Origin of the sequence: Ruoffia sp. FAM 24228 (assembly GCF_045528575.1) — a bacterium.
Lineage (GTDB): Bacteria > Bacillota > Bacilli > Lactobacillales > Aerococcaceae > Ruoffia > Ruoffia halotolerans.
In genome coordinates, this window is sequence record NZ_JBGQQZ010000083.1 from 1 (window position 1) to 8784 (window position 8784).

An 8784-nucleotide genomic window follows, 5' to 3' on the forward strand; every position below is an offset into this window, starting at 1 on the left:
CTTCTAAATTTAAGGTAATATTTAATTGAGCCATAATAATCTTCCTTTCAATGTTTGTCTGTCAACTACATTGTACCAAAGAGATTATTATGGTTTTTTACTTTTACACAATTATATGGGCTTTATCCAAACCGTAATCCATTTGGCTTGAGTTGAGCTAACTCAGGACAAACCGCAACTCCATTTGGCTTGAGTTGACTGAACTAGAGACAAACCGTAATCCATTTGGCTTGAGTTGAGCTAACTCAGGACAAACCGCATTCTCATTTGGCTTGAGTTGACCGAACTTAGGACAAACCGCAATCTCATTTGGCTTGAGTTGACCCAACTGAGGACAAACCGTAATTCATTTGGCTTGAGTTGGCCGAACTAGAGACAAACCGCAACTCCATTTGGCTTGAGTTGACCGAACTTAGGACAAACCGTAATCCATTTGGCTTGAGTTGAGCTAACTCAGGACAAACCGCAACTCCATTTGGCTTGAGTTGACTGAACTAGAGACAAACCGTAATCCATTTGGCTTGAGTTGAGCTAACTTAGGACAAACCGCAATTCCATTTGGCTTGAGTTGAGCTAACTCAGGACAAACCGCAACTCCATTTGGTTTGAGTTGACCGAACTTAGGACAAACCGCAACTCCATTTGGCTTGAGTTGAGCTAACTCAGGATAAACGGCAATTCCATTTGGCTCAAGACGACCCACTATCTCATATTTGAATATCATAATACAAGCTGCTCGTCGCACCAATTATCTTATATCGACTTGTTAGGGCTCTAGAAATTGTTCGTTCGCTGATTAACTTACCACAAAACTCATAGATATTACGTCGTGTCAGCATTTCCGGGTGGTCGTAATACATGTAGCGTAATTGATAAGCGGTTCGCAGTGCTGCTTCGTGCTTATGTTCGGTTGTTAAGCAGCTACGACACTGTATGCTTTTATACTTAGATTGCGTCTCAAAACTTCCGCACGCTTTACAAGTAATACCTTTTCGCAATTCAGCAAAAGATTCGAGTGGCAATGATTTCGGTACAAAAGGCGACGTTGCTTGATGTTTTTTCAAAACTCGAGACACACGATCGAACTTTTGGTTCGATAGGGGGTAATCATTCCTTTCGCGAAACTTTCGTATAAATCGCTGCAATTGATTACGCATAACAACATCGAATTCATTACCATTTTTCAAGCGCACATCACTATGCTCATTAATAAACACCATCGCGCCAACTACTTTTATCTCTGTGCTCACTTCGGCAGCAATGTGGCGAATCCGATTCAACCGATGATTCATTTTAGCAACTTGATCGTCACTCATCAGACGCCCGTTAATATAACATTCTCTATCCTTATACTCAAAAAGACCATGATAATTTTTCACTTCTATAACAAGCCACTCCTGTTCAGAAATCACTAACATATCCGCTTCCATGAGCTTGCCGTGATTAAACCAATAATTCGAAACATAATGCCAATGCTCACTGCCGTACTTTTTGAACCACTCCAATTGCTCATTCTCACCTCGAAAGCCCTGCTCTAAATTATAAAACTCTTTCTCCATCTCTTTACTTAAAAGTGCTTCACGAGTTCCACAAATTAATAACTGTTCCAACTTTTTACTCATTTAAAATTTTCACCTCCATATATAGATACGTAAAAAACACTGAATTCCATTTTTATTTTTTTAAAAAAGTTAAATAAAATAAGCCACTTAAAAAGCAGCCTTTAAAAACCTAATAATAATGTTAAAAAAATATTCTAGTTTTAATATAATTCAAATAAGCGCATATGTTCAGCGCCCATTCAAAATACATTCTTACAAAAAAATATCCACTAAATATAATAATTTTATAGCAATATCTGAGTCACTAGAGTATTATATAATTATATTAAAAAATTGTAACTTGGATGTTTTTTCGTGAAAAATACTAAAGTAACAATCACATATTCAGGTAAACTTTAAGTTAAATTAGACGATACTGGCGGCTTAGTGAATGAAGAAATTAAAAACAGAGCCATGGAAGAAATTGCCAACGATATTAATTTTGTTATATTTACCATCTGTTAATTTACTTAAAATTTAACTTATTACAATTTTATTATAATTAACGAATTTTAACTAAGGAGGATATAGTATGAGTATGGATTATGACGCATGCGCGAATTTACTTAAATCAATCAGTCATCCAATCAGGCTTTCACTCGTGAAGGTGTTATCTGACTGTGAAGAAATGAGTGTTGGCTCGATTCAAAAGGTCTTAGACTTACCGCAATCGACTGTCTCACAACAATTAATGAAATTAAAACAAGTAAATGCTGTATCAACACGCCGAGAAGGAACGAGAATTTACTACAAATTGATTGACCACCGTATAAAACAAATCATTGAAATACTATAATACTCGTCATTTATAGAATTCCTTTAGCCGTTACATTGTGGTATTATGAACTAAAGTTCGCTTATCAACTCAATAACCTATGGAGGCTATTATGACAAAATTTATTATTACCGCTGAAAGCGGATCTGATCTACCCAAAGAGCTAGTCGAACGTTACGGTGTACGCATCATTCCTATGCACGTCACAATGGGAGATGAGACACGCCCGGATGGTACTTTCCCAGTTGAAGAAGTCTTTGATTTCTATGAAAAGACTGGCACACTGCCTAAGACTGCTGGAAGTACTCCTGACGACAATGCAAAATGCTTCCGTCAAATTTTTGAGGAATATCCTAATGCACATATTATTCATATTGCATATTCTGCAGTAACAACCGTCTCATTTAACGCAGCTAAAATTGCTGCGGAAGACTTTGAAAATATTCATCTCGTTGACAGCAAAAATGTGGCGATTGGCCAAACTGCCATTATCAAAGCAACTGCTGAATATATTGAAAATCATCCAGACGCAAGTCCTGAAGATGTTATTGCCTTTGTTGAAAATATTCGCGAACGTACGCGTTTTATATTTTTACCAAATACATTGTTATATCTAAAAGCCGGTGGACGCGTATCAAACTTAGCTTTTCATGGTGCTGCACTTCTTAATATTCACCCAACCATTGTCATCGAAGATGGTTACTTAGTGTCAGGAAAAAAATACCGCGGTAACTTTGACCGTTGCATTAAAAAAATGATCGCTGATTTCTTTAACACTTATAACATTGATCCAGATACAGTGATGGTCTGTGGCTCACCGGGTGTGAGTGATGAAAATAAGGATTTAGTGTACAGTCTGTTAAGCCAACACAATGCGAATACAGATCAATGGTTTGACACTGGAGCAGTTATCTCAAGTCATGGTGGACCTGGTGCGATTGGTCTTCTAGGAATTGAAAGAGAATAATTACGAAAACAAAACCCACTCAGCCGAGTGGGTTTTATTAGTCTAACTCAGAAAAATCATTCTCAACAAGTTCATTTAATTCATCAATATAAAATTCATCGACAACAATCTCATCACCTTCAACTAAAACTACCTGATCTTCAAAAGCATCATATAGAAATTGATTCACGGCATGAATAAAGGCATTGAGTAACGTCCCATTTTCTCGACATGTTTCTGTCACTTCAGTCACGCTGAGTGATGTTTCCTTTACAAGTCGTCTCACAAATTCTTTGTAAGTTTGATTTTCATCTACGGGTTGGTCCTTAGCTTCAGTCACTTCAGTCACTTCACTCACTTCGACTTCAACTTGCTCTTCTTCGAAGTCATCTTCTCCAACAAAATCACTAATCATATTCACAACTGAAGATAAGTCTTTTTGTGAATCGGATATTTTTGTTGGATTTAATCGGATAACTTTCGGCTGTTTCTTCGTTGCGACTTCGATCAGTGAAGCATTGTGAACCATAATTGCTTCAAATACCGCCTTACGGAAGCGACGGCTAAGATTGTCCTCATCGGCCTCAACTTTAATCTGACGCATTTTGTGTTTTTTCCGAATCGTATTTTCCGCTATTTTTAATAAGGATGACATGAAGCGATGATATTTATTCTCAGCAGATGGGTTTAAAGGACGCTTCACAATACGGTAAATAAACCGATTGCGTTTATCACTGCGCGTAGGTCCCTCTTCCCATTTGTCAGAAGTAATAATTTCCCAATAGTTTAAATAGAGGGAAACAATCTCATCTTTATGCTCACCTAGCCAAGGTTTTGTTGTCCTTGGTGTGGTTGATTGCATAATATTTAATTGAACTTGGGTCATGTCGTTTTCCTCACGGTACTTCCCGTCCATGTCCCACCACACTTCTTCTGTCCCGTATTCAGTCAGTCCAAATAACTGACGAAATTCAGGACTTGCAGGTGGTAAGTCTCTTAAAAATTGCTCCATGACAGCACCGATGACATTTAAATCCGATGGTTCAAAGGCTTGTTCAAGTAAATAAGTATCGTAACTTGAATAGGTGTTATAACTAGGTAGGTAATGATAAATAATATGTGTGCGTAAATACTTAAACAAGGCTTGGAACAGGTAATTGTTATCAAAGGCATAAGTCGTTGATCGTCGCATAAATTTCCTTAAGTTTTTTCGTCTCTTTTCAAAGTGGTGTTCTAAAGCTTTCATGACTTCCAAATATAAAGAAGTCACAAGGTCTTGAAACTCACTCGAATAGACTAACTCATCATAATAACGGTCGACTTCAACAAATTCTAGCCAATCAATCCCTTTATCAATTGGTTTCGCAAATTGGATTTTCTCCGGAATCTCATCGGTTACATCAAATATATCTTCAAGATTATTACTTTTCCAATTTTTAATGGCGTCATAACGAATGAATTTCATCGAACACCCTCCTTTCAAAATTATTCTATCTCACTAAGATAAGCAAAAACAGTCATCAAGTCCAGTTGATTTTCAATCACATAATCGATCATTAAAGAACGTGGGACAAGCTGTTGGTATTTTAAATGATTTGTTTCACCTAAGAGTAAGGAATCTTCACGGTCAAAGAAATCATAAAATTGCTGATAAGTCACAAGTGTATCGCGAATTTCCTGCATTGTCCGGTCCAAATCTTTCCCCATTAACGTGGTCGCATGTAGGTCGTTTATTCGAACGCGCTGGCCGGTAAACAATTCAATCATGTAAGCCAGTGTCCGGTTTGCTTTCGAACCTAGAAAAGTGACTAACCACGGGTCCCCTTGATCCGTTAATTGATAATAAAAACCATCTCGGTAGACGATCTTATCTGCAAGATGGTTTAACGTCGAACGGATTTCACCGCTGTAACGAGATTGGTCGTCCCGGTAAAGTATCTCTCGCATTCTTTGTCTCACGATATTGGACACATCTTGCCGATCCCGTGATTCAAAGTAAGCTTCCCCGACTTTCGCAGGCATGACATGAACTTGTTTCTGTTCAAATTCAATGCCCAAAATTCGCCAGACTTTCCCACTTAATAAAATATTGTCCCCAGGTCTTAAGCCTGGTTCTAAGGCAATCGTTCCAATATGTTGCAACTGGTGATAGACTCTTAGTTCCGGTTCTGTAAAGAATTGCGTATAAAACTCAGCCATTCGAAGTAGAGGCTGCGCTTCATACCCAGAAATCAATTCAAAGTTATCGAGTAACTCTAAGTATTCTTTGGACAGCATACTGTCAATTAATTCATTGATTTCCTCTTCCGTAATCTTTTCCCAAACTTTCCCACGTCTTAATTCGGTTAATAAATTAGGTCGCGTTAGCCCATTATGTTCAATGACTAGAGAAATAATTTGATGTGCTAAGACGTCATAAGGTTTATTCACGGCAGGTGTGTTATCCAGTTGCCCTTCCTCTAACAATTCAATTGTCGCTAAGCCTTGAAGTAAACTCCAAGGTTCATTGGCTATAAAGCGCAGTTTATTCACACCCGTTCGCCGTCCACTTCGCCCAATTCTTTGAGAAAGGGTCGACACATTGGGTGGCGCCCCGTATTGAACCACACTATCAACGGAACCAATATCAATTCCCAATTCTAAAGTAGATGTACAAGTGATTGTAAATTTACGTCCGCGACTTTCTTTTGCGAATTCTTCAGCGAATAATCGCGTTTGTTTAGGTAAAGAGGCATGATGAACAAAATACGAATTGAAATTCCGCATATCCGTCTCTGCTCTTTGATTTAAATTAGACCCGATCTTCTCAACTTTATTACGACTATTTGGGAAAACTAACATCGACTCCTTCAAAGAAGCTTGATAAATCACATCCATCTCTTGTTTGAAAGAATGCATATCCCCTTTTGCTTTAGGAAAATAAAACACTTGGTGCTCCTTTTCATTCGCACCTCTATCAACAATGATACTCGTATCGCGTTGATTTTGAAAAAAGCTCTTCAAATTAATGTAGTCATCTTGATTAAGTGTGGCAGAAAGACCTATACAACGTGGTTCTCTTTGCGTATAAGTTGCTAAACGATTTAATAAAGATTGCAATTGTATGCCTCGGTTCTCACCTAAAAAGCTATGGATTTCATCAATAATAATCCAATCTGTTTCAGAGAATAATGTCCGAGCCTCATGCGGTCGTCCAACGAGCATTGCTTCAATTGACTCCGGCGTAATTAACACGATACCATTCGGTTTCTTCAGTAATTTCTTCTTCTTGGACGAATTGGCTTCACCATGCCAACTCGTAACGGTAATACCCATCTCACTACACAAAGACATCAAGCGTTTGAATTGGTCGTTAATTAGGGCTATAAGAGGTGAGATATACACTATTCGAACGCCCGTATCCCAATCTTCAATACTATTCATCGCAGGTAAGAAGGCCGCTTCAGTCTTTCCTGAAGCCGTCGGTGCAGCAATCACAAAGTTATTTGGACTTTCTTGGGCAAAGGTAATCGCCTTTTTCTGAATAGGTCGCAATTCTTGCCAGCCACTTTGATAAATATACTCTCTTAGTGAGCGGTTCAAACGTGAGAAAGCATCCATATTAAATTACCTCGATGATATCGTCATGATCGTCTTCATCTTTTTCTACTGGTGCGCTTAACTCACCAAATTTACTCTCAAGCGCCTCTGAAGCTTTCACTCCTGGGTTTTGACGCATGATCGCGAGTATTTCCATAAAATCTTTAATGACAGCCCGCGGTGTTAAAAATTCTGCAGCACCTGGTCGGTTTAATTGGGCTTCCATATAGCGAATAATTTCTGCTTCAGGAAAATCTATTTCTATACCGTAATTCACTTGATACACATTGAGTAAGTTTGCTAATAACGTATAAATTTCCTCATTCGTTAGAGGTTTCAAAGCCAAAGCTGTTCGGTCTGTATTGATATATTCAGAATCTAAACTTTCTTCTAATCCGAGTCTTCCTTGAAGAGCTCCGTAACTCGCCATTCCACGGCGTTGGTCGTAAACTGTCTTACGAGTCGCTCCGAAGTTTACAAATAATCCCCGTGCCACATCTGATTTACACTCATTATATATATTTAACACACGCTCGTAATTGCGTTCTCTAGAAATTCCATTCGCTAATTTATATAAATTAACCGCTTCATCAAAATTCACCACAAAGCCACTGTAACCAATATCTAAGAATAACTCAGCCATTGTTTTCAGAGCGTCATACCAATTATCATCTTTAATAATTTGGTTAATCCCAAGCTCTTTTTTACTTTCGGTGACTGTGCGAATATCTCCTCGTAACCAGCGTATTGCTTGAACCGTTAGCTGGCGTTGATTGTTAATTAAGCCGTGATAGTATTTGATTAAAGCTTGGCCTAATTCATAAGATAAGCCGACAGATTTGAAAGAGGTAGTAATATCTAGAATGGTATTTTCAACATCAGTCGCATACTTCGGATCCATCATATCAGCTTGACTGATGCCTTTCCCTGCCCCAACCTTTTGAAAAACAGTCATCAGCCACTCTTCGATAATTGTGTTTAAAACATTACCGGATTGCGCTGTTTTAGTAACTAAATTATTCATAATTTCTTTATATAAGGCAACGGCACTACCATCACTCGCATATAATCGACGGTTCGGTGTTAAATCAACCGTTGAACTCACAAAGTTTTTTTGTTGAGCTAAATTTTGAATGGTTTGTAGCATGAAACTTTTCCCGCTACCAAAATCTCCAACCCAAATTCGCAAATCACTATTTCCTTCTGAAACAGATTCTAAGATACGAATAACTTCTTCCACTTCGTTGCGTCGGCCCACTAATAGATGTTCAATCCCTCTTGTTGGAACGACACCTGCCTCCAAAGCTTTAATAATATTATCTGCGTCTTTACGTCTAACTTTCACCGCCATTAAATACACTCCCTTTTAAAAACTATACGCCCCGATTATAGCATAACACAAGGCTTAAACCAAACGTTTGTTCTGTCTTTGTAGGCGGATTTTTTGCGAATGGAACTGGAGACAAACCAATGATTCATTTGGCTTGAGGTGGAGCAACTTAGGATAAACCGTATCGCCATTTGGCTTGAGTTGGGGTAACTCAGGACAAACCGCTCGACCATTTGGCTTGAGTTGGGGTAACTTAGGACAAACCGCTCATCCATTTGGCTTGAGTTGGAGCAACTTAGGACAAACCGCTCATCCATTTGGCTTGAGTTGGGGTAACTCAGGACAAACCGTATCTCCATTTGGCTTGAGTTGGAGCAACTCAGGACAAACCGCTCGTTCTATACTGGTCCTATGAACGTGGACAAACTGAGCCACACTCATTTCATTCGTGAACTAAGTTTATTTCTGTCATAATAATCGTAGACTCAAAGGTATAAAGACTAAATATTTGTAGACAATCCGTCATACGTTGAAATTTTTAGTGAACCAAAAA

The 8784-nt window shown here is 38.4% G+C and carries 7 protein-coding genes; 2 read left to right on the forward strand and 5 right to left on the reverse strand.

The genetic code is table 11. The annotated features are described in order from the left end of the window. Nucleotides 1-448: 448 nt before the first annotated feature. Together ACEN33_RS11165 and ACEN33_RS11170 are read right to left on the reverse strand one after the other, a co-directional pair. The gene (locus ACEN33_RS11165) at nt 449-724 is read right to left on the reverse strand and encodes a hypothetical protein (RefSeq protein ID WP_407095112.1); all 276 of its coding nucleotides are present in this window, start codon (nt 722-724) and stop codon (nt 449-451) included. Continuing rightward, nucleotides 708-1622: a nuclease-related domain-containing protein gene (locus tag ACEN33_RS11170; protein ID WP_407094203.1), complete on the reverse strand. Its 915-nt coding sequence runs from the start codon at nt 1620-1622 to the stop codon at nt 708-710. Before ACEN33_RS11170 ends, ACEN33_RS11165 begins: the two co-directional genes overlap by 17 nt. A 511-nt stretch (nt 1623-2133) precedes the next feature. Between ACEN33_RS11170 and ACEN33_RS11175 the strand changes: the two genes are divergently transcribed. After that, the gene (locus ACEN33_RS11175) at nt 2134-2397 is read left to right on the forward strand and encodes a metalloregulator ArsR/SmtB family transcription factor (protein ID WP_338487613.1); all 264 of its coding nucleotides are present in this window, start codon (nt 2134-2136) and stop codon (nt 2395-2397) included. Nucleotides 2398-2488: 91 nt separating this feature from the next. Further along, nucleotides 2489-3343, forward strand: a complete 855-nt coding sequence (locus ACEN33_RS11180; protein WP_407095113.1) for a DegV family protein — start codon at nt 2489-2491, stop codon at nt 3341-3343. 37 nt (nt 3344-3380) lie between these two features. On the opposite strand, the gene ACEN33_RS11185 is transcribed toward ACEN33_RS11180, so the two are convergent. The 3 genes from ACEN33_RS11185 to ACEN33_RS11195 are packed head-to-tail and all read right to left on the reverse strand — an operon-like array spanning nt 3381 to nt 8252. Next, nucleotides 3381-4787, reverse strand: coding sequence for a tellurite resistance TerB C-terminal domain-containing protein (locus tag ACEN33_RS11185; protein ID WP_407095114.1), 1407 nt, complete (start codon nt 4785-4787; stop codon nt 3381-3383). 20 nt (nt 4788-4807) lie between these two features. After that, nucleotides 4808-6922 carry a DEAD/DEAH box helicase gene (locus ACEN33_RS11190; RefSeq protein WP_407095115.1) on the reverse strand — a complete coding sequence of 705 codons (2115 nt, stop codon included), beginning with the start codon at nt 6920-6922 and terminating at the stop codon, nt 4808-4810. Nucleotide 6923: 1 nt separating this feature from the next. After that, the gene (locus ACEN33_RS11195; RefSeq protein WP_407094199.1) at nt 6924-8252 is read right to left on the reverse strand and encodes an ATP-binding protein; all 1329 of its coding nucleotides are present in this window, start codon (nt 8250-8252) and stop codon (nt 6924-6926) included. Between the last annotated feature and the right edge of the window lie 532 nt (nt 8253-8784).

Coding starts and splice junctions, on each gene's coding strand:
- ACEN33_RS11175 (WP_338487613.1), top strand. CDS start 2,134: ATGAGTATGGATTATGACGCATGCGCGAATTTACTTAAATCAATCAGT.
- ACEN33_RS11165 (WP_407095112.1), bottom strand. CDS start 724: ATGATATTCAAATATGAGATAGTGGGTCGTCTTGAGCCAAATGGAATT.
- ACEN33_RS11180 (WP_407095113.1), top strand. CDS start 2,489: ATGACAAAATTTATTATTACCGCTGAAAGCGGATCTGATCTACCCAAA.
- ACEN33_RS11190 (WP_407095115.1), bottom strand. CDS start 6,922: ATGGATGCTTTCTCACGTTTGAACCGCTCACTAAGAGAGTATATTTAT.
- ACEN33_RS11185 (WP_407095114.1), bottom strand. CDS start 4,787: ATGAAATTCATTCGTTATGACGCCATTAAAAATTGGAAAAGTAATAAT.
- ACEN33_RS11170 (WP_407094203.1), bottom strand. CDS start 1,622: ATGAGTAAAAAGTTGGAACAGTTATTAATTTGTGGAACTCGTGAAGCA.
- ACEN33_RS11195 (WP_407094199.1), bottom strand. CDS start 8,252: ATGGCGGTGAAAGTTAGACGTAAAGACGCAGATAATATTATTAAAGCT.